Below are 22689 nucleotides of genomic sequence, written 5' to 3' on the forward strand. Positions count from 1 at the left end.
GAATGAAACCCAGGCGGGGAAAACATGTTTCAGTCTTCCCCAACGGACTGTGTCTTCAATCCGCCCGCCGGTGTCTCACTCCACCTCGACGCGTCCGTTCGCCACGAGCCACCGCGTGGTGGTGCAGGAGCGGGCGAAGGGCGCGTCGTGGGTGACGAGCAGCAGCGCGCCAGGGTAGTCGTGCAGCGCCGCCTCCAGCCTCTCGATGGACGGCAGGTCCAGGTGGTTGGTGGGTTCGTCCAGCACCAGGGCCCAGGCGTGCTGGCCCAGGCCGCGCGCGATGGCCAGCTTGCGCGCCTCGCCGGGCGACGGCTGCTCGGACGCGAGCAGCCGGTGGGGATCCACCCCCAGCGCGGCCACCAGGGACATCACCCGGCCGCGCTCCTCCGGGGGCAGCTCGCGCACCGCGTCCAGCAGGGCGCGCGTCTCCTCCGCGCCCAGGTCCTGGGGCAGGTACAGGAGCTTCTCGCGAGGCACGCGCGCCTGCTTCAGCAGGGCCTTCAGGAGCGTCGTCTTGCCGGCGCCGTTGGGCCCCTCGATGCGGATGCGCGCCTCGCGGTCCACGTCCAGGCGGGTGGGGCCCAGCACCTCCACGTCGCCGGCCTTCAGGCCCGGAGTGTCGAACGTGAAGAGCCACGGGTTGGGCGAGCGCACGTAGTCCACGAACACGGAGCGGCCCACGGTCTTGTCCACGGTGAAGGTGCCCACCGCGGCCTCGGCGCGCTCCAGCTCCCGGCGCTTCACGGTGACCTGGTGGCCCAGGCGGGACTCGGCCCAGCTCGCCAGCGTGGACGGGCCCAGGCCGCGCGCGTCGCTGTCGTACTTGTTGCGCATCCGCCGCCCGGTGCTGCGCGACAGGGTGGCGCCCTGGTGCTCGCGCCGGGCGTTGGCCAGGAGCTGCGCGGCCCGGTCCCGCTCCGCCTTGGACTGCTGGTGGGCGGCGACCTCCGCCTCGCGCTCCGCCTCCCAGTGGCCCTTCGCGGCGGAGTAGGCGCCCGGGTACAGGTGCGCCTCGCCGCCGTGCACGCGCAGCGTGGCCTGGGTGAGCGTCTCCAACAGCTCGCGGTCGTGGGACACGACGACGCCCACGCCCCGGAAGCGGCGCAGCGCCGCCACCAGCCACGTGCGCGCCTCCGCGTCCAGGTGGTTGGTGGGTTCATCCAGCAGGAGCACGTCCGGATCGCGGGCGAGCGCCGCGCCCACCTGCCAGCGCTTGCGCTCCCCCGGGGACAGCGTGGGCCAGCGCTCCAGCGCGGTGACGTCCAGGCCCAACTGGCCCTGGAGCCTGCGCGCCAGCGCGTCCCAGGCGTCCGCGAACGCGGTGATGTCGGGCGTGAGCGCCTCCACGCCCTGCGGACACAGGCACACGAGCGGCGAGTCCGGCTCGAACTGGAGCTGCCCGGACGTGGGCGTCAGCTCCCCGGACAGCAGGCGCAGCAGGGTGGACTTGCCGGCGCCGTTGGGGCCGACGAGGCCCGTCCAGCCCGGGGCGAGGTGGAACTCCACGTCGGTGAGGACGGGGATGGCATCAGTGAACGAAAAGCAGACGCGGTGCGCGCGCACGGAGGAGGACGAGGGCATGTTGAAGCGACTCCTGAAACCGGAAGCCAGCGCGCACGTCCGGTGGGGACGCGCGGCGGCGGGGTACAGCCAGGGACCGGGTTTTCAGGCGAACAGCTTCAAGGTTCCGCGGACCTCGTTCAGGGGAAGAGCTCTGACCTCTCCCCACGTGGACAGCCGACAGCCGGTGCTTCAGGTGAAGCATGTGGCACGGGCCGGGCGGATGACAAGGCCCGGGCGCGCGCGCCGTGAAGCAAAGGGCACCGACGGGGAAACGCCGGTGCCCTGACGGCGATTCCCGCGCTACTCGTCCGAAGGCGGCTGCACCCGGCGCGTGGCGGGGAGGGTGGCGCTGGCGGCCGCGTTGCGGGCCAGGGCCTGGGCGCTCAGCGCGGCGGCCGACGGAGCGGGCGCGCGGAGCTGGGGCTGGGGCTGGGGCTGGGGCGCGGCGGCCGGGGCGTCGTCCTTGGCGAAGACCTCCTTCAGCGTGGCGATGGAGCCCAGCGCGGCGGTGGCCTCGTAGGGGACGAACATCTTGTTGTCGCCCTTGCCCAGCTCCTGGAGCGTCTCCAGGTAGCGCAGCGCGAGCACCTCCGGGGTGGCCCGGCCGGTGTGGATGGCCTCGAAGGTGAGGCGGGTGGCCTCGGCCTTGCCCTCGGCCTCCAGCATCACGGCGCGCTTGTGGCCCTCCGCGCGGGCGATCTCCGCGTCGCGCTCCGCCTCCGCGCGCAGGATGCGGGAGATCTTCTCGCCCTCGGCCTGGAGGATGGCGGCGGCCTTGTCACCTTCGGCCTTGGTGACCTCCGCGCGGCGCTCGCGCTCGGCGGTCATCTGCTTGGCCATGGCGGACTTGATGGCCTGGGGCGGTTCAATCTCGCGCAGCTCCACGCGCGTCACCTTCACGCCCCACTTCTCCGTGGCCTCGTCCAGCACCATGCGCAGCTTGGTGTTGACCGTCTCGCGGCTGGTCAGCGTCTGGTCCAGCGTGAGGCCGCCCATGACGTTGCGCAGGTTCGTCATGGTGAGCTGCTCGATGGCGAGCGCCAGGTTCTCCACCTGGTAGAGCGCCCGGCCGGGGTCGACGATCTGGTAGTAGATGACCGAGCCCACCTCCATGTTGACGTTGTCATGGGTGATGACCTGGACGGTCTCGAAGCCCATGACCTGCTCGCGCAGGTCCACCAGGGTGTTGCGCGTGAAGCGGTTGCCGGCGCGCATCTCCATGGCGCGGGGGCTGTCCATGAAGGGGATGAGGATGTTGAGGCCGCTGGAGGCCACGCGGTGGAACTTCCCCAGCCGCTCCACGACCATCACCTTGGCCTGGGGAACGATGCGCACCCCGGTGACGATGCCGAACACGACGGCGGCGGCGAGGAACAGCAGAACAATCGTCAGTCCCATCCTTCGTTCTCCTTCTTCTTGCGACGCGCCGGCTGTTGCAGCGCGACTTCGTTGGACGCCGACGGGCGTCGCACCCACAACTTGAGGCCTTCAATCTGCTCCACGGTGACGCGCTCGCCCTCGGGCAGGGGCCCGGACAGGGAGCGCGCCATCCACAGCTCGCCGTTGATGCGCACGGTGCCCCCGTGTCCGTCCGCCAGCGCCTCCGTGACCACGGCCTCCTGGCCCACCATCGCCTCCACGCCCGTCTTCAAGTGCACGGCGTCCCGCATGAAAACGTTCTTGAAGATCGTGCGGGACGCGCCGAAGAGGACGGCGGACACCAGGGTGAAGACGAAGAGCTGGCTGTTGAGGCCCAGGCCCGCCCCGGCCGTCAGGGAGGCCATCAGCGCGCCCACGGCGAGCCAGAGCGTCACGAAGCCGGAGAGCTTGATCTCCAGCGCGCCCAGGACGATCGCGGCAATCAGCCAGAGCTGCCAGGCGGTGGTGTCCATGGGGTCCTTGTTTGGCAGCGGCTTCGGCCCCCTGTCAAACCGGGCGGCCGGGCATCCGGAATCAATCGAAACGGAGGGTGGGTTCCGGGCAAGACCCTAAAGGGGCCCAAGCCGGGGGAAAAGCAGATGCCATACCTGTCCATCCGTGGTGCGCGACTGTACTACGAGGACACCGGAGGAAGTGGGGAGCCGGTGCTCTTCAGCCACGGGCTGCTCTGGGACTCCCGGCTGTTCCACCGGCAGGTGGAGGCGCTGAGGGGTCACTACCGCTGCATCGTGTACGACCACCGGGGCCAGGGGCAGAGCGAGCCCCCGCCTGGCGACTCGGTCATCGACCTGCGCACGGTGTACGAGGACGCGGTGGCGGTCATCCAGGCGTTGGGGCTGGCGCCGTGCCACTTCGTGGGCCAGTCCATGGGGGGCTTCGTGGGCCTGAGGCTGGCCGCCAGGCACCCGGAGCTGCTGCGCTCGCTGGCGCTCCTGGACTCGTCCGCCGCGGCGGAGCTGCCACTGACGCTGGCGCGCTACCGGGTGCTGACGGCGCTCACGCACTGGCTGGGGCTGAGGCCGGTGGTGGATCGGATCATGTCGCTCTACTTCGGGCGCACGTTCATGCGGGACCCGGAGCGGGCCGCGGAGCGGGCGCTGTTGCGCCGGCAGTTGGTGGAGAACCCGCGCGCGGTGTGGCGGGCCATGCAGGGCGTCATCCACCGCCGCAGCGTGGAGGGGGAGCTGCACCGCATCGAAACGCCGACGCTGGTGCTGGTGGGGGAGGAGGACGCGGTGACGGTGCCGGCGGTGGCGGAGCGGCTGCACCAGCGCATCCGGGGCGCGCGGCTCAAGCGGCTGCCCTGCGGCGGGCACATGTGCATCCTGGAGCAGCCCCAGGCGGTCAACGTCGCGCTGGGAGACTTCCTGGAGGAGGTGGAGCGCACCTCGCTCCAGGAAGCGGTGCTGGCGGCGGTGGGTTAGCCCCGGGCCTCGGGCGCGCGGCAGGCGGCCTCCGGCACGTCGTCGGAGGGCGCGGGCTGCACGGAGGCCTGCGGCTCGGACGGGGCGGCCGGCGACAGGCCGCTGCAGATGCCGAACTCCGCGCAGGTGATCACCTCGCCACCGTTGTCACAAAGGTAGGCGCAGGACGAGGTCGGCTTGCACTGCAGTTCGCAGGGCCGGGGGGCGGCGAGCGCGGTCAGGGGCGCGAGGATGAGGCCAACGGCACCAGCGAGAAGGGTCTTGGAGAGCTTCATGGTGTGGCTCCTGTCTGCGTGGGTTGAACAGCGTCCAGCAGAAATCCATACGAAATCCCATCGCTGTCCGGGTCGTGGCGGGGTTCAAAAACTGCTCAATGACAGACGCCACGGAAAGATCCGCGAGGGCTGGATGGGGTGACGCGCCACTCCATCTGGATGAAAGGCCAGGCCCGGGGCGGAGGAGGGATGTCTGCCTTCAGCCCGCGCGCCTGGAACAACCCATGAAGTCGCCCTCTCGCTGGACGTCGATCCAATCTAGCGCCTGAACGCCCGCTCAGTATCCTGATCCGGCGTGAGCTACGCCGAGCTGGTGTGCCGGTCCCACTTCTCCTTCCTGCACGGCGCTTCCCATCCGGAGGAGCTGGTGGCCACCGCGGCCCGGCTGGGGCTGTCCGCGCTGGCGCTGACGGATCGGGATGGGCTCTACGGCGTGGTGAAGGCGCACCTGGCGGCGAAGGAGCACGGCGTGAAGCTGCTCCTGGGCGCGGAGCTGACGCTGGAGGACGGCCCGCCGGTGGTGGTGTACGCGCGGGACGCGACCGGGTACTCGAACCTGTGCCGGCTGGTGTCCCACGGCCGGATGACGCACCCCAAGGGCGAGGCGGGCGTGCCCTGGCGCAAGGTGGCGGAGCACGCGTCGGGGCTGCTCGCGCTGTTGCCGGGCCCCGCGCCGCTGGAGGCGGTGGCTCCGCTGGCGGAGGCGTTCCCCGGCGGCTTCCACGTGGGCCTGAGCCGCTCGCTGTCGGCGGGGGACGCGGCCCGGGAGGCGCGAGCGGAAGCGCTGGCCCGCGCGCTGGGCGTGCCGCTGGTGGTCCACAACGACGTGCACACGCACCACCGCGACCGGCAGGTGCTCCAGGACGTGCTCACGGCCATCCGCCACGGGGTGACGGTGGATCAGGCCGGCACGCGGCTGTTCCCGAACGCGGAGCGGACGCTGAAGTCCCCCGGAGAGATGGCGCGGCTGTTCGCGGATCGGCCGGAGGCGCTGGCGCGCACGGTGGAGCTGGCGTCGCGCTGCGAGGCGTCCCTGGACGCGCTGCACTACCGCTTCCCGGAGGAGGACCTGCCGCAAGGCCGCACGGCGGATGAACACCTGCGGGTGCTCACGGAGGCGGGGCTGCGCGCGCGCTATCCCGGGGGCGTGCCGCCGGAGGTGACGAAGCAGATCGACCATGAGCTGCGGCTCATCGCGGCGCTGGACTTCGCGGGGTACTTCCTGTCGCTGTGGGACATCGTGATGTTCGCGCGGGGGCGGGGCATCCTGTGCCAGGGGCGGGGCAGCGCGGCGAACTCGGCGGTCTGCTACGCGCTGGGGATCACCGCCATTGATCCGGTGCGCATGGGCCTGTTGTTCGAGCGCTTCCTCAGCATGGAGCGCAAGGAGCCGCCGGACATCGACGTGGACTTCGAGCACGAGCGGCGCGAGGAGGTGCTCCAGTACGTCTACGAGAAGCACGGCCGCCGGCACGCGGGCATGGTGTGCGAGGTCATCTGCTACCGGGGGCGGCTCGCGCTGCGGGAGGCGGGCAAGGCGCTGGGGCTGTCGTTGGATCAGGTGGACCGGCTGTCGCGGGTGGCGTCGTCGCACGGCTTCCAGGTGACGCCGGAGGTGCTCCAGGAGGCGGGGCTGTCCCCGACGGACGGGCGGGTGCTGCGGACGCTGTCGGTGGCGAAGGAGCTGGAGGGCGTGCCCCGGCACCTGTCCATCCACGTGGGCGGCTTCGTGATGACGCGCGAGCCGCTGGTGGACCTGGTGCCGGTGGAGAACGCGGCGATGCCGGGGCGCACGGTCATCCAGTGGGAGAAGGATGACATCAACGCGGTGGGGCTCCTGAAGGTGGACCTGCTGGCGCTGGGGATGTTGACGGCGCTGTCGCGCTGCTTCGCCTTGATTCAAAAGCACTACGGCCGCGAGCTGTCCCTGGCCACGGTGCCGCCGGAGGATCCGAAGGTCTACGACATGCTGTGCGAGGCGGACACGGTGGGCGTGTTCCAGATCGAGAGCCGCGCGCAGATGAACATGCTGCCCCGGCTCCAGCCCCGGGAGTTCTACGACCTGGTGGTGCAGATCGCCCTCATCCGGCCGGGACCCATCGTGGGCAACATGGTGCACCCGTACCTGCGCAGGCGGCACGGCCAGGAGCCGGTGACGTACCCGAGCGACGAGGTGCGGGGCATCCTCCAGAAGACGCTGGGCGTGCCGCTCTTCCAGGAGCAGGCGATGCGGCTCGCGATGGTGGCGGCGGGCTTCAGCGCGGGAGAGGCGGACGGCCTGCGGCGGGCCCTGAGCCACAAGCAGGCGGAGGCGCGCATCCTCCCGTACCGGGGCCGCTTCGTGGAGGGCTGCGAGGCGAAGGGCTACACGCGCCAACAGGCGGAGGAGTGGTTCGACCACTTCCGGGGGTTCGCGCACTACGGGTTCCCGGAGAGCCACTCCGCGAGCTTCGCGTTGATTGCCTATGCATCCAGTTGGTTGAAGTGCCACTACCCGGCGGCCTTCACGGCGGCGCTGCTCAACTCCCAGCCCATGGGCTTCTACGCGCCGCACACGCTGGTGGCGGACGTGCAGCGGCACGGCGTGGAGGTGCGGCCGGTGGACGTGCGCCGCTCGAACTGGGACTGCACGCTGGAGGACGGGGCGGTGCGGCTGGGGTTGAGGATGGTGCGGGGGCTGGGCGAGTCCTCGGGCCGGGCGGTGGAGACCGCGAGGCGGGGGCACTACACGAGCGTGGGAGACCTGGCGCGGCGGGCGCGCATTCCCCGCCATGAATTGACGCGGCTGGCGTTGTCAGGGGCGCTGGCGTCGCTGTGCGGGGCGCGGCGGCAGGCGCTGTGGGAGATCCAGGCGCTGGGGCCGCTGGACGCGGACGACCTGTTCTTCGGCATGCCCATGGATGGCACCGCGGTGCAGTTGCCGCCCATGGGCGTCCGGGAGCGGGTGGTGGCGGATTACGACACGGTGGGGCTGTCGCTGGAGAAGCACCCCCTGGAGCTCTTGCGGCCCACGTTGAAGCGGATGGGGGCGGTGACGGCGGAGGGGCTGAAGCGGGTGTCCGCGGGGCGGCCGGTGAAGGTGGGGGGGATGATGATCTGCCGGCAGATGCCGCCCACGGCGAAGGGGATCTGCTTCATCTCGCTGGAGGACGAGACGGGGATCGCCAACCTGGTGGTGCCCTCGGAGGTGTATGCGCGGTGCAGGCAGGAGATCCACGGCGCGTTGTTCCTCGTGGGGGAGGGGATGCTGGAGCGCTCGGGGAAGGTGACGAACGTGAAGACGCGCAGCGTGGTGTCCGTGCGTCAGTGAGGCCAGGGAACAGCGCGCTACATCTGCACGTCTGTTCCTGTGATCCGTGGGTGAGGGGACGGGAGGACCCACGGGGGCATGGAACAACCCGTATTGCTGGCGATATAGGTTGCTTCTGTCTGGAGTGTAGTAGCGTGGATCAGAACGGGAGGGTTCTCAGTGCGCAACAGTCTTCGGTGGTTGGGGTCGCTGCTCGATCGCGTGGGCCTGTCGGAAGTGGTGGAGGAGGCAAGCGATTGGGTGCGGTACTACGCGCAGGGCAAGCCGCCCGTGAGCGAGCCTGCCGCGACGCGCGTCTCCCGCCCGGTGCACTCCGAGCCCCCGCGCGCGTCCGTGCATGAGGTGATCGAGTCCCTGCGCAACGCGATGCCGGAGCGCCAGGTGGACGCGACGGTGGTGGAGGTGCCGTTCGAGGGCCGCATGGAGCTGGTGCCCTCCGCCCGCCGCAAGACGGCGCCGAAGGCGAAGAAGGCCGCGAGCAAGAAGAGCGCGGCGAAGAAGGCCCCGGCCGCGAAGAAGGCGGCGCCCGCGAAGAAGAAGAGCGCGGCGAAGAAGGCCCCGGCCGCGAAGAAGGCGGCCACGTCCGGAGCCGCGAGCGAGGACGCGGTGTCGGTGCTGGAGACCGCGCTGCGAGGCCACGCGCGCCAGAAGGACCTGGTCTCCGCGGGCAAGGAGAAGGACCAGCTCCTGCGTTCGCTGATCCCGCTCTACCTGGCGAAGTCGCTGGACGTGGAGGTGACGTCGGGAACGACGTCGCGCTTCTGGAGCGGGCTGGGCGTGACGTACGCCGCGCCGAACGCGGCCAAGGCCCTGCGCCTGCACGCGGGCTACGCCCAGGACACCAAGAAGGGCAAGGCCATCACCGCCAAGGGCATCCGCTACGTGGAAGAAGCCCTCGCGCAGGCCGCGAAGTAGCTCCTGCCGGACCCGATGCCGCGTCATCGCTGCCCACCCAGACGCGGCATCCGCCGTGTTTGGGCATGGGCAGCGATGGCTTGCATGGTGTCTTGCGCCACGAGCGGGTTTCAGCCGGAGACTCAGGCTGACTCAAGCAAAGCCATTTCCTCTGCTGCCTTTGAGTGGCCAGATGACGTAGAGCCCATGGCGACGCTGGATGGGCCTGCCATCCTGGCGTCCCATGCGGCCCTCCAGGACGTCATGAGCCGCTTCCCCAAGGCGCGCCGGAATGAATGCATCTTCACGGCGCGAGCCCTGGAGGTCGTCGTGGGCCAGGGGAAGGGCGTCTACATCGTTCGGGTGAACCGGCGCGTCGACCACTGTGAGGGAATCGGACCCGGTGGCAACTTCGAGTTCGACTGGTTCGAGCTCTATGCCGTCTCGCCCGAGGGACGAATCATCGAGCGATATCAGTACGTGCCTTGAATCAGCCCTCAATCCCTCGCGGACCGTGAACCCGGCACAGGCAGGTTGTCCGTCCTCCGGTACGTCCCCACCACGGAGTACTTCGTGTCCGCTGTGTGGTTCCGGCTCGCCGCGTGGAACAGCCGCGCATGGAAGAGCAGCACGTCCCCGGGGGACAGCCTCACGTAGCGCGCACCATCGATGAGCGCCGCGTTCTCCGGCAGCTCCGGCCGCAGGAACAGCCGCGCGTCGTAGCGCTCCGGCGCGAACTGCATCCGGTGCGTGCCGGGCAGCACCTTCAATCCGCCGTTCTCCGGCGTCTCCGTGCCCAATGCCAACCACGTGGAGATGAGCTCCGGCCGCGCGAAGGCCCAATACCTCACGTCCTGGTGCCACCCCGTGTCCGAGGAGAAGCGCGGCTGCTTCGTCATCACGCAGTTGTGGTGCGCCCGCGCCTGCACCACCGGCCCGTCCAGGAGCTGCCCCAGCGCCTCCAGCATCCGCGCGTCGTCGAACCACGCCGCGAACAGGGGCGAGCGCCCATGCGCCTTCAGCAACCGCCGCACCGTCCGCCCGCCCTCGGCTTCGATGCTGGCCGGTGAGCCCGGATAGGCCACGTCGGCCTCGTACTCCACCGGGCCGTCACCGGAGGCCAACTGCTCCAGGATGACGGCCCGCATCCGCTCACACGTCCCGCCCTCCACGAAGGACGGCAGGACGAGATACCCATCGGTGGCGAAGCGCTGGCACTGCTCGGGGCTCAGGACGGACATGGCGCCCGCTTCTTAACGGGGGCGCCCGCCGCGTGCACCTGCCGCGATGCTCAGCCCAGCAGCCGCGAATCATCCAGGTCGATCTCATCCTGGATGAGGTCCACGCCGTTCTGCCGGAAGCGCCGCGCCGCCGCCCGGCTGCGCGGGCCGTGCCCGTGCTCCAGGCACCACTGCGCGTGCTCGCTGAGCAGCGCCAGCTCCAGCGTGCGCCCCAGCGTCAGGGAGAAGCGCCGCGCCCCGGCCTCCATCGTGGTGGGGTTCGCCATCGCGCCGGACACCCAGGCCCGCGCGTGCTCCAGCGCGTCGTGCGCCGTCTTCACGCACGGCCGCAGGCCCGCGTCCGTCACCTTGGACAGACGGCCCTCCACCTCGTGGAAGAACGCCTCCAGCGTGCCTTCCTTCGCCAGCGCGCGCAGCGAGTCCAAGGACAGCACGTTCGTCGTGCCCTCCCAGATGGACAGCACCTGCGCGTCCGCCTGGATGCGCGGCAGGCCCGTGTCCTCCACGTAGCCCGCGCCGCCGAAGGACTCCGTCACCTCCGACGTGATGTGCACCACCTGCCGGCCCGTGGTCAGCTTCGCCAGCGGCGTCACCAGCCGCTGCAGCAGCAGCTCCTGCTCCGTCGCCGTGCGCGTCTCCAGCTTGCCCAGCAGCTCCACGGCGCGGAACGCCAGCAGGAAGCCCGCCTGGAACTCCGCCTCCAGCCCCGCCAGCGTGTCCATGTGCAGCGGCTTCTCCGACAGCGGCGCGCCGAACTGCACCCGGCGCTTCGCGTAGTCGTGCGCCAGCGCCATCGCGCGGCGCATGCTCCAGGTGGCGCCCATCGCGTTCCAGGTGCGCGTCACGTTCAGCATCATCGCCATGTTGCGGATGCCGTCCGTCAGCCCCGCCACCGGCGTCGCCAGCGTCCCGTCCAGCGTCAGCTCCGCCGTGGGCACCTTGCGCGTGCCCAGCTTGTCCTTCAGCCGGTTGATCTGGATGCCGTTGAGCCGGCCCTGCGCGTCCCGCGTCTCCACGAAGAAGAGCGCCAGCCCCTTGCCGCCGGGGCCGTTGCCCGTGGGGCGCGCCAGCGTCAGCGCCATCTGCGCCGTCGTGGCGGACGTGAACCACTTGGTGCCGTACAGCCGCCAGCCCTCCGGAGACTGCCGCGCCTCCGTCAGCGTCAGCCCCACGTCCGAGCCGCCCGTGCGCTCCGTCATCCACTGGCCGGACGTCCAGAACGTCGCCGGATCCCGCGACGTCAGGTGGGGCAGGGCGTGGTCGATGAGCGCCTGGTTGCCCAGCGACAGGAGCGACCGCGCCGCGCCGTCCGTCATCGCCAGCGGGCACGAGTAGACGTCCAGCGACGGCTGCACCAGGTAGTTCAGTGCGAACTGGTGCACGCGGCTGAGCGCGCCGCTCTTCTGCTCGTAGGCCACCGCGACCAGGCCCTTCTTCGCCGTCAGCGCCTCCGCCTCCTTCCACAGCGGGGACACCTCGATGTGGTCGATGCGCTGGCCCCACGGGCTCCACTGCGTGAGCACGGGCTCGTTCAGCCGGTCGCGCTGCTGGAACTCGTAGAAGTACTTGCCTCCCAGCTCCCCCAGCTCGCGGAAGTCATCCTGGAGCGAGCGAAACAAATCGTTCGGAAGGGTGCGGGCGAGGTAGCCCTGCAGGAACGCGTCGTCGTCGTACTGATTGCCAAGACCCGGGGGCGCCTGGAAGAAGCTCATGGCCCGAAGTTAACACCGCCGACACGACGGTGGGGTACAGTGGCCTCTCCCTCCCGCCGGAGCCGTGATGGCTGACTTTCCCCGCAGGCCCCCCCCTGGCCCAGGTCCGTCTTCCCTCGACGCCGAGCAGGATGAGAATCGCAGCATCACCCCGCTGGAGACGCCCGCCGCGCAGGCGAACCCCGTCCTGTCCGCGCCGCCCCGTCCACGCGCGCCCGCCCCGGCCGGCGCGCCCCTGGGAGGAGAGCAGCGTCCGGAGCCCACCCGCTCCCGGCCGGCGCAGACCGCGCCGCTGCCCTCCGTCATCTTCGATCCGATGCCGCGCCCCCGCGTGCCGCCCGCGGGAGCGGCCCCGCCGGGCGCGCCGCCGCCCTTCTCCGAGGAGATGCTCGACGTGCAGACCGAGCGGCGCACCGCGCCCCCCGGCCCGCCTCCGCCCGCGCAGGATCCCGAGCGCCGCGCCGCCGCCGGCATGGAGCGCCGGGGGCCCCCGGAAGGGGAGCGCCGTGGCCCCCCGGAGGCGGATCGCCGTGGAGCGGCTCCCGCGAGCTCCGACCGTCGCGGTTCGGTGTCGGCGCCGCCGCAGGGCTACGTGGGCCCGGAGCGGCGCGGCTTCCGGCGCGGTGAGGCGTCGGACGCGCCGGTGACGAACCGCTTCTGGCCCGCGCAGCCCAAGACGCTCCAGGAGGCCGGCCTCACCACCACGTTCGTGGAGGAGCTGGTCCTCAAGGCCATCTTCTTCGCGGGCGAGATGCGCGGCATGGACGTGGCCACGCGCCTGCAACTGCCCACCGCGCTGGTGGACGAGGTCATCGAGGGCCTGCGCCGCCAGAAGTACATCGACATCCGCGGCGGTGGCGCGTCCGGCGTGGGCCGCTCCACGATGATCTACCAGCTCACGACCTTCGTGACGGACGTGCTGCGGCAGATCCTGGATCGCAACCGCTACAACGGCCCGGCGCCCGTGCCGTTCAACGAGTGGGTCGCCGCCGTGAAGCAGCAGACCGTGCGCGGCAACCGCATCACCCGCCAGCGCATGCAGGACAAGTTCGGCGACCTGATCATCCGCGACTACATCTTCGACGGCATCGGTCCGGCGATGAACTCCGGGCGCGCCATCTTCTTCTATGGCCCCCCGGGCAACGGCAAGACGGCCATCTGCCAGGGCATGGTCAACTGCTACGAGGGGGACATCTTCGTCCCGCACGCGCTGCTCATCGACGACTTCGTCGTGAAGATGTTCGACGCGAACATCCACCGCGCGGTGGATGACGAGCCCGGCATGCCCTCGTATGACCGCCGCTGGGTGCGCTGCCGCCGGCCGCTGGTGGTGGTGGGCGGCGAGCTCACGCTGGAGATGCTCGACCTCGTCTACACCCCGGAGGTGAAGTACTACGAGGCGCCGTTCCAGATGAAGGCGTCCAACGGGATGCTCCTCATCGACGACTTCGGCCGTCAGAAGGTGTCCCCCAAGGACCTGCTCAACCGGTGGATCGTCCCGCTGGAGAGCGACGTGGACATCCTCACGCTCCACACCGGCAAGAAGATCCAGGTGCCCTTCGACGTGTTCGCCGCGTTCTCCACCAACCTGGATCCCAGCGACCTGGTGGACGACGCCTTCCTGCGCCGCGTCCGCTACAAGCTGGAGGTGCAGCGCCCGGACGAGGAGCAGTTCCACGAGATCTTCCAGGTGATGTGCAAGAAGCGCGGCGTGCCCTACGACGCGCGCGCCGTGGACTACCTCATCGACGAGCACTACCGCCCGAACCACCGGCCCTTCGCCGCGTGCCAGCCTCGCGACCTGTTGGATCAGGTCATCGACATGGCGAACTACCAGGGCCAGACGCCGCGCCTGGAGCCCGCGCTGCTGGACGCCGCCGTGCGCAGCTACTTCGTGCGCTTCGACAAGCCCGCGTCCGCCTCGCCCACCGCCGCGTCCGCCCGCTGAAGCGGCTGGGGGCCGTCCCCCGCGAACGGCCCCCACGGCGACGGCTGGAGCCACGTGCGCACCGTCTCCACGGGCACGTTGGCCAGCACGTCCACGATGGACAGCCCCGTCACGAAGCGCCCCTCGCGCCCCTGCGCGTAGTCCGGGTGGCGGAAGCGCTGCCACAACAGGCGCACGTCCACCGCGCGGAAGCGCTCCGGCTTCAGGTACACCGTGGAGCCCGTCCCCGAGTAGTACGTGTGCGCGCCCGTCTGGAGGCAGTACTCCACCAGCCGCTGCGTCTTGTCCTCGCCCCGGCGCTCCAGCGTGGAGGAGAGCACCACGTTCGGCGTGAGCCCCAGCGGTGCGTGGAACAGCGCCATGCTGGACAGCAGCACGCGCAGCAGCGACCCCGGGCCGGACTCGCGCGCGGCGGCGTCATAGAAGGGCTCCACGAGCGGCAACACCTGCGCGCGGAAGTGGGGCCTGCCTCCGTAGAGCGTCACCAACGTCTGCAGGTGTTTGCGCGCCCAGGGCTGGCTCGAGTCCACCGCCAGGTCGCGGATGCGCGTGTCGCGGTGCGGATCCTCCAGCGGGATGGACAGCCACTGGAAGCCCGGCTCGGATGGGGGCGGCGTGGGCACGCCGTGGGGCAGGGCGACGCGCGTTCGGCGCTGCCAGCCGCGCCGGAGCCACTGCACGTCGTCCAGCATTACCAGCGTCCCGGCGCGGGCCACCTGCTCGTAGAAGTCCACCCACGGCAGGTAGTGGGGCTGCTCGGCGACGAGGACTCCAGGGTGTCCGGACACGCCCGGGATGATAGGGCCTTTCAGCCGCCGCGCACCGGGTGACGGAACACCGGAGGAAAGACGCGCGGGGCCTTCTTCTTGCGCACGCAGGTGGTGTCCGCGCTCATGTAGCAGGCGGAGAACGCGCGCCGCCGCTGCCCGGGCCGGCCGCGCCCGGAGCGGTGCCAGACGTGGTTGTGCACGAGCAGCGCCTCTCCGGCCCGCACCGGGAGGGGCACCACGTGGCGTTCCGCGTCCGCCGCCTGCACGCGGTCCGGGGGAATCACGCCGCCCAGCGACGTCACCAGTCCCGCGCGGTGGCTGCCGGGGATGACCTCCAGACAGCCGCCGCCCTCCGGCGCGTCGTCCAGCGCGGTCCAGATTTGAAGGTCCGGCTCGCGCGTGAGGCCCCACAGCTTCCCGCCGTCCTGGTGGAAGGGCAGGTTGCTGCCGCCCGCGGGGCCCTTGTGGAAGAGGATGGCGCGGTACAGGACGATGTCGCCGGGGATGCGCGCGCGGGCGATCCGCTCGAACAGCGGGTTCTCCAGCCACGCGAGGAAGCGCGGATCCTTCTCCAGCTTCTCCAGCTTGCGGTAGTCCAGGGACGGGCCCTGCCAGCCCAGGCCCAGGGGCGCGTCCTCGTAGCGGCCGGTGGTGGCGTCCGGCTGGAAGAACATCCCCGGGTACACCACGCGGCCGAGCATCAGGTCGTCCGCCCGCTCGCGCAGGGACTCCACGCCCGCGTCATCCAGCACGCGGCCCAGGCGCGCGAAGCCGTGCGCCTCGTAGTGGGCGAGCACGGCCGCCACGTCCAACCCTTCCGCCTCCACGCTGAGCATCGCGCGCACCATTGCCTGGAGGCCCGGGCGCGTCCAGCCCGGCCTTGCGCGGCAGGGGGAGGGCGCCCTCGGGGGGACGGGCTGTCGGCCCTTGCACCCGCGCCTGCCCGGCCGCATGGTGGGCGGGGATGCCCTACCGCCGCGCCACGCACCTCGTCTCCGCCCCGGATGGCACCCGGGTGGCGGTCCACACCCACAGCTCGGGCATGCCGGAGGAGGGCCGCGACGCCGCGCTCGCGGACCGCCCCACGGTGCTGCTGACCAACGGCATCGGCACGTCGGAGAACTTCTGGCGCCACATCGTCGCCGACCTGGAGCAGGACCACCGCGTGGTGCACTGGGACTACCGCGGCCACGGCATGAGCGAGGAGTCGCGAGACGGGGACTACCGCGTGAAGGTGCACGTGGACGACCTGGAGCGCGTCACCGAGGCGGCCATGGCGCGCGGCGACGGCCGGCCCCCGCACCACATCGCCTTCTCCATGGGCGTGCGCATCCTGCTGGAGCTGTACCGCCGCCGGCCGGAGCTGGTGCCGTCCATGACGCTCATCGCGGGGACGCCGGGCGTGCCGGGCGCGGCGGATCCGCGCTGGGGATCCCGCGTCATGTTGTCCGCGGCGAAGGGGATGCTGGCCGCGGGAACGCCCTGGGTGCCGGTGGTGGCGCCCGCGGTGAAGGCCTTCCTCGCCACCCCGCTGGCGGATCCGCTGGCGAGGGCCGTGGGGGCGCTGCGGCCCCGGGCTCCGCGCGAGGACATCGCCGAGTTCCTGGACGCGCTCTACCACATGAGCGCGCAGGCCTATTGGCGCACGCTGCGAGGCCTCACGGAGGGCCACGCCTGGGACGTGCTCCCCTCCATCCGGGTGCCCGTGCTGATCATCGCCGCGAGCGACGACGTCCTCGTGCCCCTGTCGGAGGTGCAGCGGCTGCACCGCGCGCTGCCCCAGGCCCACTGGCTCCAGGTGGACGACGCCGGCCACGCGGGCCTCCTGGAGGCCGGGACGGAGATCGCCCAGTCCGTTCGGGGCTTCCTGGATGCGCATGGATTGGCGGATTCAGGGTCCCCGCAAACCCCCGGGACTCCTGGCTGAAGCCGGGCTGGTCCGGGCGACCCACCCGCACTGTCAGGTCTTGAGAAAACCGTGACCCGGAAGGTTCCGTGGCCGTGAGCTGGAAGTCACCGGGAGGGGTTTGCGTCGGCCTGTAATTTTGTGGTTTGTGAGGAGGCTCAGTACTCAACACGGAGTCTCCATGTCCTGGTCTTCCCGGCACCTGCTGGTCCCATTGTCAGCGGTGCTGTTGGTGTTGTCGGCGTGCGGTGGTGATGACGACAAGAACCCTGTCTGCGGCAACGGCATCATCGAGCGTGGCGAGGCGTGCGACGACGGCAACCGCGTCGAAGGCGACCGCTGCAACAATAGCTGTCAGGTGACCAAGCCCACGACCGACGCGGGCACCGAGCAGGACGCGGGCACGGAGACGGACGCGGGCACCGAGCAGGACGCGGGCACGGAGACGGACGCCGGCACCGAGCAGGACGCAGGCACGGAGACGGACGCGGGCACGACCACTGACGCCGGCACGGAGACGGATGCCGGTACGACCACGGACGCCGGCACCGAGACGGACGCGGGCACGACCACCGACGCGGGCACGACCACGGACGCCGGCACGGAGACGGACGCGGGCACGACCACCGACGCGGGCACCGGGACGGACGCGGGCACGACCACCGACGCGGGCACCGAGACGGATGCGGGCACGGTGACGGACGGCGGCTCCGGCATGGGCGACGCGGGTACGGAGACGGACGCGGGCACCATCGACGCGGGCACGGACGCGGGTACGGAGACGGACGCGGGCACCATCGACGCGGGTACGGAGACGGACGCGGGCACCATCGACGCGGGTATGGAGACGGACGCGGGCACCATCGACGCGGGCACGGAGACGGACGCGGGCACCGACGGCGGCGCCGTTGACGGCGGCCCGGCTCCGGACGCGGGCACGGGTTCGGACGCGGGCACCGACGCGGGCACCACGGCGACGCTGAGCGCCCTGGAGCCGGCCGCGGTCTTCGCGCGCTCGGGCACCACGGGTGAGACGATTCCGGAGCCGCTCGCGGTGACGCTGAGCGCCGAGGCCACCACGGACGTCGTGGTCCAGGTCACCTCGTCCAGCCCCTCGGTGGTCATCGCCAACAACGGCCAGGTGACGGTGCCGGCGGGCTCGCGCTCCGCGGCGGTCATCGTGACGGCGGACGACGCGGCGGGCTCCGCCAAGGCGACGCTGACGGCCACGCTGGGCGCGGATTCGCGCACCGCCACCGTGCGCGTGCTCGGTGCGACGGAAGCGGCCGCGCTGGCGTACCTGTCGCCGGAGACGGTGTCGCTGGCCGCCGGTCAGACGGCCAACGTCACCGTGACGCTCGACATCCCGGCCGCGGCGGCCACGTCCGTGGCGCTGTCCACCACGGGCAACGTGGGCTCCGTGCCGGCCACCGTGACGGTGCCGGCCAACGAGATCTCCGCGAAGTTCACCTTCACCGCGGGCGCCGCCGGTTCGACGGGCACCATCGTGGCCACGCTCAACGGCCAGTCCGTCTCCGCCCAGGCGCAGGTCACCGCCGCCCCCACGACGGACCACGTCGTGATCAGCGAGTTCGCCGCCGCGGGTCCGTCTGGTGCGAACGACGAGTTCGTCGAACTCTACAACCCGACGAACGAGGCAGTGAACATCGGTGGCTGGAAGCTCCAGTACAAGAGTGCGGCCGGCAACACCTATAACGCCAACGCCTATACGCTTCCCACGGGCGCGACCATCGCCGCGCATGGCTTCTACCTGATGACGGGCAGCACCTACTCCGGCGGGAGCACGGCCGCGAGTGACGCGTCTTTCGGGACCACCATCCAACTGGGCGGCACGGCAGGCCACATCCGCCTGGGCAAGCCCGGCATCTCCACCGCGAAGGTGGACGCCCTCGCGGTGGACACGGTGGGCTACGGCTCCACCGCGGACTCCGCCGAAGGCAACAGCCCCATCAACGGCACCCCTGCCGCCGCCGGCAGCTACGAGCGCAAGGCCAACGCCGGCTCGTCCGCCGCGACCATGGAAGGCAGCGGCGTGGACGCGACGAAGGGCAACAGCCGGGACACGGACGTGAACAGCGCGGACTTCATCATCCGCACCACGCGCGGCCCGCAGAACAAGGCCAGCGCGCTCGAAGTCCCTTGACGCACTGAGCAGTGACCGGCCCCCACCGTCCGTCCAGGAACGGTGGGGGCTGGAAATACCCGCGCGCTTTCGCCATAAGCGGGGGCGTGCGAGTCGTCTCCTGGAACGTCAACGGTCTGCGCTCCATCCACCGCAAGGGCTTCCTCCCGTGGCTGTCCAAGGCCCGGGCGGACATCGTGGGGCTGCAGGAGGTGCGCGCCCGCGTGGAGCAGCTCCCCGCGGAGGTGCGCGCCCCCCGCCGTTGGAAGACCCACTTCGTGGCCGCGGAGCGCCCCGGCTACAGCGGCGTGGGCCTCTTCAGCCGCCACGAACCGGACGAGCTCACCACCACCCTGGACGCGCCGGAGGTGGACGCGGAGGGCCGCCTCCAGTTCGCCCGCTTCGGTAGGCTCACCGTGGTCAACGGCTACTTCCCCAACGGCAACGGGAAGGACCGGGACCTCTCCCGCATCCCCTTCAAGCTGGACTTCTACCGCCGCCTCTTCGCGCGCCTGGAGAAGCCGCTGCGTGACAACCAGCGCGTGCTGGTGATGGGGGACTTCAACACCGCCCACCAGGCCATCGACCTGGCGCGCCCGCGAGAGAACCGGGAGACGAGCGGCTTCCGCCCGGAGGAGCGCGAGGAGTTCGACCGGTGGATCCGCGCGGGCTGGGTGGACACCTTCCGCCACTTCAACGCCGAGGGCGGCCACTACTCCTGGTGGAGCCAGCGCGCCGGCGTGCGCGAGAAGAACATCGGCTGGCGCATCGACTACGTGCTCGCCACTCCCGCGGCGCTCGCCTTCGTGAAGAAGGCCTCCGTGCACGCGGACGTCCACGGGTCGGATCACTGCCCGGTGAGCGTGGACCTGGACCCCTCGGTCCTCACCTGAAACCCCTCATGCCCAAGGGACACCCCTCATGAACGCACTGCTCTCCATCTGGACCTGGGTCGAGGTGGGCCTCGTCGCCCTGGTGGGCTTCTTCGTCCAGCTCTTCCTGTTCATCTTCACGTTCCTGTTCGACAAGCGCCGCTACGTGGTGGGCCGCTGCTTCCGCCTGGTCGGCGTCACCGCCGCGAAGCTCACGCCCTACTGGCGCTTCGGCGTGCACGGCAACGTGCCGGACCACGTGGCGGCCAACACCGTGGTGGTGAGCAACCACGAGTCCAACGCGGATCCGTTCCTCATCTCCCACCTGCCGTGGGAGATGAAGTGGCTGGGCAAGAAGAGCCTCTTCAAGGTGCCCGTGGTGGGCTGGATGATGGGCATCGCCGGCGACATCCCGGTGGAGCGCGGCGACCGCGACTCGGCCACCGGCGCCATGGCGCGCTGCAAGGAGTGGATGCTCAAGGGGATGCCGGTGATGATCTTCCCGGAGGGCACGCGCTCCAAGACGGACGAGCTGCTGCCCTTCAAGGACGGCGCCTTCCGGCTCGCCATCGAGATGCAGGCGGACGTGCTGCCCCTGGCGGTGAGCGGCACGCGGCTCGCGCTGCCCAAGCACTCGTGGCGCTTCGCCACGTCGCGCGGGCTGGTGACCGTGGGCACGCCCATCTCCACGAAGGGGATGACGTTGGACGACGTGGAGTCGCTCAAGAACCAGGCGCGTGCCCAGATTGAAGCGCTGCGGGCGTCGCTCAAGCCGCTGACGGGGAGCGCGGCCCCCGTGCCGGCGACGGACGCCAACGCCGCCCGCTGAGCGGCCGGCGGGCCGGGGCCGCGTGTTGTCCAGGAACGCACGCATCCCAGATTGTTGAACCTTCACGCGGGGCCTGGACTATGGAGTCCCCACGGGGCTGTTCCTCTCGGTCCGGCTCGGCGCATGGCGCCCAGGAAGGAAGCGCGTGATGACGCCGGGCGGTGCACGTGAAGAGCAGCGGGTGGCCACGGGCATTCCCGGCCTGGACACCGTCCTGTGCGGCGGCCTGCGCAAGGGCCGCATGTACATGGTCCTGGGCCTGCCTGGCGCGGGCAAGACCATCCTGGCCAACCAGATCTGCTTCCAGCAGGCGGCCCAGGGCCACCGCGTCCTCTACCTCACGCTCCTGGCCGAGTCGCACACCGAGCTGGTGAGCAACCTGCAGACGCTGTCGTTCTTCGACCCGTCCTGCGTGCCGGGGAAGATCAGCTACCTGAGCGCCTTCACCGTGCTGGAGCAGGGCGGGCTGGACGCGCTCGCGGAGTTGGTGCGCAAGGAGATCAAGGCGCACAAGGCCTCGCTGCTCGTGCTGGACGGACTGCTGGCGGCGGAGGAGCTGGCGCCGTCGCGGCAGGCGCTCAAGAAGTTCATCCACGGCCTCCAGGTCGTGACGGGCCTCATCGGCTGCACCACCATCGTGCTCACCACCGGGGGCGAAAAGGGCCTGCGCGCGGAGCACACCATGGTGGATGGCCTGCTGGTGCTCCAGCAGCGGATCTTCGGGGTGCGCACCCTGCGCGAGCTGAGCGTGCGCAAGTTCCGGGGCAGCGCGTACAAGCTGGGGCAGCACGGCTTCGAGATCACCGGCGACGGGCTCACCGTCTATCCCCGCCTGGAGTCCCTGGTGGACGGCAACCTGGTGCCCGGGGCGGGGACGCGGGAGCGCGACGCCTTTGGCATTGCCGGCCTGGACATGATGCTCAAGGGCGGCGTGCCCGCGGGCTCCACGACCATCCTCCTGGGGCCGCCGGGCAGCGGCAAGACGCTGCTGGGCCTGAGCTTCCTGGCGGAAGGCGCGCGCCAGGGGGAGCGCAGCCACTACTTCGCCTTCTACGACGCGCCGGAGCGGATGCTCGCGCAGGCGGCGGGCGTGGGGCTGCACCTGCAACCCCTGATGGAGCGCGGGGACCTGGAGGTGAGCTTCCGGCCGCCCACGGAGAACATCCTCGACAAGCTGGGCATGGAGCTGTTGACCATCGTCCGCAGCGGCCGGGTGCGCCGCATCTTCCTGGACGGCTACGAGGCGCTCCGCCGGGCCTCCACGCGGCGCGCGCGGGTGGCCCGCTTCCTGGCGGCGCTCGTCAACGAGTGCCGGGTGCGCGAGGTGACGCTCCTCTACTCGGCGGAGGCGACCGCCGCGTTCGGCCCCGAGGTGAAGTTCCCGCTCAAGGGCATCTCCATGGTGGCGGAGAACATCCTGTTCCTGCGCATGGTGGAGCTGCACTCCGGGCTGCGCCGCTTCATCGCGGCGCTCAAGGTGCGCAACAGCGCGTACGATCCCGCCCTGCGCGAGCTGGAGATCACGGGCAAGGGGATCAAGGTCGGCGAGCCCTTCGCGGAAGGGCAGATGTTGATGACGGGGCTCGCGCGCACGCGGACTCCGGAGCCGACCCCGTTGCCGAAGCCTCGCCGCAAGCCGCGCGCGGGCACCACGTCCGCCGCCAGGGCGACCCCGACCAAGTCGCGCCGGAACGTCCGCAAGCATCGAGGCACGTGACCATGGGGCCCGTCCTCATCGTCGACGACGAGTTCGGCATCGTGGAGGCCGTCCGGGACCTCTTGTCCGACGAGGGCTACCGCACGGCCACGGCGCTCAACGGCCGCGAGGCTCTGGAGCGGATGCGCCAGGAGCGTCCGTCGTTGGTGTTGCTCGACTACATGATGCCGGTGCTCAACGGGCCCGGGGTGCTGGAGTCGATGCAGAAGGACCCGGCCTTGCGCGACGTCCCGGTGGTGATGATGAGCGCGAGCCCGCCGGACTTCTGGCAGCACCTGCCGTGCGCGGGCTTCCTGCCCAAGCCCTTCGACATCGAGCAACTGCTCGCCATCGTCCGGCGCCTGGGCGGTCCACCGCCGCTGACGCACTGAGGTGCGCCTGCCAGGGATTGCAGGCAGACGTGGTCCGTGACCTTGACATCCAGGTCATGGGCAATCTATGCCGCCGTGTTCACTGGGGGACACTTCAATCATTGGCGCCCTCACGTCCGTCAGCGACTGGGAAGGCGTCTTGAAATCTCTCTGGTGTGTGTGTCTCCGGTCCTCCTGGCTCCTGGGCATCCGCGTCCGTTTAACGCGGCGGCGAAAAGCAAAGCAGAATCAAAGACATAGGTGCAGCCGAGCAGGCAGGCCCGTCGAAACGGAG

Annotated in this window: 19 protein-coding genes; 11 read left to right on the forward strand and 8 right to left on the reverse strand. The window is 70.8% G+C overall.

The window, feature by feature from the left end; all coding sequences use genetic code 11:
- Positions 1-75: 75 nt before the first annotated feature.
- The 3 genes from K8612_RS06890 to K8612_RS06900 all read right to left on the reverse strand — a co-directional run bounded on the left by K8612_RS06890 (position 76) and on the right by K8612_RS06900 (position 3455).
- Positions 76-1581, reverse strand: coding sequence for an ATP-binding cassette domain-containing protein (locus K8612_RS06890; protein WP_223761672.1), 1506 nt, complete (start codon positions 1579-1581; stop codon positions 76-78).
- A 282-nt stretch (positions 1582-1863) separates the two neighbouring features.
- Positions 1864-2961, reverse strand: coding sequence for an SPFH domain-containing protein (locus K8612_RS06895; protein WP_223761673.1), 1098 nt, complete (start codon positions 2959-2961; stop codon positions 1864-1866).
- Positions 2952-3455 carry an NfeD family protein gene (locus tag K8612_RS06900; RefSeq protein WP_223740229.1) on the reverse strand — a complete coding sequence of 168 codons (504 nt, stop codon included), beginning with the start codon at positions 3453-3455 and terminating at the stop codon, positions 2952-2954. The genes K8612_RS06895 and K8612_RS06900 overlap by 10 nt, the downstream gene beginning before the upstream one ends.
- Positions 3456-3581: 126 nt before the next feature.
- On the opposite strand from K8612_RS06900, the gene K8612_RS06905 reads away from it, so the two are divergent.
- Positions 3582-4427, forward strand: coding sequence for an alpha/beta fold hydrolase (locus K8612_RS06905; RefSeq protein ID WP_223761674.1), 846 nt, complete (start codon positions 3582-3584; stop codon positions 4425-4427).
- Here K8612_RS06905 and K8612_RS06910 read toward each other — a convergent pair.
- A complete protein-coding gene (locus K8612_RS06910) occupies positions 4424-4702 on the reverse strand; it encodes a hypothetical protein (protein WP_223740227.1) in 279 nt (92 codons plus the stop codon). The two genes, K8612_RS06905 and K8612_RS06910, sit on opposite strands and share 4 nt — an antisense overlap.
- A 295-nt stretch (positions 4703-4997) precedes the next feature.
- Between K8612_RS06910 and K8612_RS06915 the strand changes: the two genes are divergently transcribed.
- From K8612_RS06915 to K8612_RS06925, 3 genes are all read left to right on the forward strand, one after another.
- Entirely contained in the window at positions 4998-8012 is a 3015-nt protein-coding gene (locus K8612_RS06915) for an error-prone DNA polymerase (RefSeq protein WP_223761675.1), read from the forward strand.
- Between the two features lie 159 nt (positions 8013-8171).
- Entirely contained in the window at positions 8172-8927 is a 756-nt protein-coding gene (locus K8612_RS06920) for a hypothetical protein (protein ID WP_223740225.1), read from the forward strand.
- Positions 8928-9113: 186 nt separating this feature from the next.
- Entirely contained in the window at positions 9114-9395 is a 282-nt protein-coding gene (locus tag K8612_RS06925) for a hypothetical protein (RefSeq protein ID WP_223761676.1), read from the forward strand.
- An 8-nt stretch (positions 9396-9403) separates the two neighbouring features.
- Here K8612_RS06925 and K8612_RS06930 read toward each other — a convergent pair whose 3' ends face one another.
- Both K8612_RS06930 and K8612_RS06935 read right to left on the reverse strand, forming a co-directional pair.
- Entirely contained in the window at positions 9404-10147 is a 744-nt protein-coding gene (locus K8612_RS06930; protein ID WP_223761677.1) for a phytanoyl-CoA dioxygenase family protein, read from the reverse strand.
- A gap of 50 nt (positions 10148-10197) precedes the next feature.
- Complete coding sequence (locus K8612_RS06935) at positions 10198-11859, reverse strand: acyl-CoA dehydrogenase family protein (RefSeq protein WP_223740222.1); 1662 nt, start codon at positions 11857-11859, stop codon at positions 10198-10200.
- A gap of 67 nt (positions 11860-11926) precedes the next feature.
- Here K8612_RS06935 and K8612_RS06940 point away from each other — a divergent pair, with 67 nt between their 5' ends.
- Positions 11927-13807, forward strand: a complete 1881-nt coding sequence (locus K8612_RS06940; RefSeq protein WP_223761678.1) for an ATPase — start codon at positions 11927-11929, stop codon at positions 13805-13807.
- Here the strand turns inward: K8612_RS06940 and K8612_RS06945 are convergent.
- Both K8612_RS06945 and K8612_RS06950 read right to left on the reverse strand, forming a co-directional pair.
- Positions 13747-14595 carry a WbqC family protein gene (locus K8612_RS06945; protein ID WP_223761679.1) on the reverse strand — a complete coding sequence of 283 codons (849 nt, stop codon included), beginning with the start codon at positions 14593-14595 and terminating at the stop codon, positions 13747-13749. The genes K8612_RS06940 and K8612_RS06945 overlap by 61 nt on opposite strands.
- Positions 14596-14615: 20 nt before the next feature.
- Complete coding sequence (locus K8612_RS06950) at positions 14616-15413, reverse strand: phytanoyl-CoA dioxygenase family protein (protein WP_223761680.1); 798 nt, start codon at positions 15411-15413, stop codon at positions 14616-14618.
- 128 nt (positions 15414-15541) lie between these two features.
- Here K8612_RS06950 and K8612_RS06955 point away from each other — a divergent pair, with 128 nt between their 5' ends.
- The 6 genes from K8612_RS06955 (at position 15542) to K8612_RS06980 (ending at position 22415) form a co-directional block, all read left to right on the forward strand.
- Complete coding sequence (locus K8612_RS06955) at positions 15542-16504, forward strand: alpha/beta fold hydrolase (protein ID WP_223761681.1); 963 nt, start codon at positions 15542-15544, stop codon at positions 16502-16504.
- Positions 16505-16664: 160 nt separating this feature from the next.
- Positions 16665-18647 (forward strand): lamin tail domain-containing protein, encoded by a 1983-nt coding sequence (locus K8612_RS06960; protein WP_223761682.1) that lies wholly within the window; start codon positions 16665-16667, stop codon positions 18645-18647.
- 86 nt (positions 18648-18733) lie between these two features.
- Entirely contained in the window at positions 18734-19519 is a 786-nt protein-coding gene (locus K8612_RS06965) for an exodeoxyribonuclease III (RefSeq protein ID WP_223761683.1), read from the forward strand.
- Between the two features lie 28 nt (positions 19520-19547).
- Complete coding sequence (locus K8612_RS06970) at positions 19548-20327, forward strand: 1-acyl-sn-glycerol-3-phosphate acyltransferase (protein WP_223761684.1); 780 nt, start codon at positions 19548-19550, stop codon at positions 20325-20327.
- Between the two features lie 148 nt (positions 20328-20475).
- A complete protein-coding gene (locus tag K8612_RS06975) occupies positions 20476-22044 on the forward strand; it encodes an ATPase domain-containing protein (RefSeq protein ID WP_223740508.1) in 1569 nt (522 codons plus the stop codon).
- A gap of 2 nt (positions 22045-22046) precedes the next feature.
- Positions 22047-22415 carry a two-component system response regulator gene (locus K8612_RS06980; RefSeq protein WP_223740214.1) on the forward strand — a complete coding sequence of 123 codons (369 nt, stop codon included), beginning with the start codon at positions 22047-22049 and terminating at the stop codon, positions 22413-22415.
- Positions 22416-22689 lie beyond the last annotated feature (274 nt).

The organism is Corallococcus sp. AS-1-6, assembly GCF_020037015.1.
In the GTDB taxonomy this organism is placed as follows: domain Bacteria; phylum Myxococcota; class Myxococcia; order Myxococcales; family Myxococcaceae; genus Corallococcus.